The 1,148-nt window shown below is 58.9% G+C and carries 1 protein-coding gene; it reads left to right on the forward strand.

Annotated features, from left to right (window positions below):
- On the forward strand, positions 1-1,148 hold a 1,148-nt coding region (locus F6X37_RS35785; RefSeq protein WP_187614671.1), incomplete at its 5' end, for an IS30 family transposase.

Raw genomic sequence — 1,148 nt, forward strand, 5'->3', positions numbered from 1 at the left:
GCCGGATTTACTACAGCGAGAAGCAGAAAGCGCTGATGTGGGAACGTTGGCGGAAGGGAGAGTCTCTCCAGAAGATCGCCCAGCTTTTTGACCGGAACCACTCGTCTGTACAGGGGATTCTGGCTGAGACAGGTGGAATCCAGCCACCACAAAGGCATCGATCGGGATTGGCATTGACGCTGGAGGAGCGCGAAGAGATCTCACGGGCACTTGCGGCCGACGATTCGATCCAGTCAATCGCCATGCGACTTTCGCGAGCTCCCTCCACCATCTGTCGTGAGATCAAACGTAACAGCGGCCCGGACGGCTATCGGGCAAGCCACGCCGATCAGCTCGCGTGGGATCGCGCGCAGCGACCCAAAGCCTGTAAACTGGTTGAGCACCGGATGTTGGCGCACATCGTGGCAGCCAAGCTACAACTGCAGTGGTCACCGCAGCAGATCGCCGGATGGCTCAGACGCGCGTACCCAGACAATGAGGACTACCACGTGTCCCACGAGACAATCTATCGTTCTCTCTTCATACAGGCCCGTGGGGCCCTGAAGAAGGAGTTGCTGGAGCACCTGCGGCGCACCCGGGCCATGCGCCGTTCGCGCCATCACACGCTAAAGACGGAGGATCACGGCAGGATTCGCGACACCGTATCGATCAGCGAACGCCCGGCTAGTGTTGAAGACCGCGCGGTACCGGGCCACTGGGAAGGTGATCTGCTGTGCGGTAGCGGCAGCAGCCAGATTGCGACGCTCGTCGAGCGCCAGACACGCTATGTCATGCTGGTGAAGATAGCCAGCAAGGACAGCGAAACGGTCATCAATGCGCTCATCAAACATGCCAGCAAGTTACCGCAGGAACTCTACAAGTCGCTCACCTGGGATCGGGGGACGGAGATGGCCGGGCACAAGCGCTTCACCGTCGCCACCGACATTGCCGTCTACTTCTGCGACCCGCAACATCCCTGGCAGCGTGGGTCGAATGAGAACACGAATGGACTATTGAGGCAGTACTTCCCGAAAGGTACCGATCTGTCAGTGTATTCGCAGGCCAAACTCAACGCTGTGGCAAGACGACTGAACGAGCGTCCAAGAAAGACACTGGACTACGAGACGCCCGCCGAACGATTCCAGCAAACTATTGCATCCACCGGTTGA

The organism is Paraburkholderia sp. 31.1 (assembly GCF_014397645.1).
In the GTDB taxonomy this organism is placed as follows: domain Bacteria; phylum Pseudomonadota; class Gammaproteobacteria; order Burkholderiales; family Burkholderiaceae; genus Paraburkholderia; species Paraburkholderia tuberum.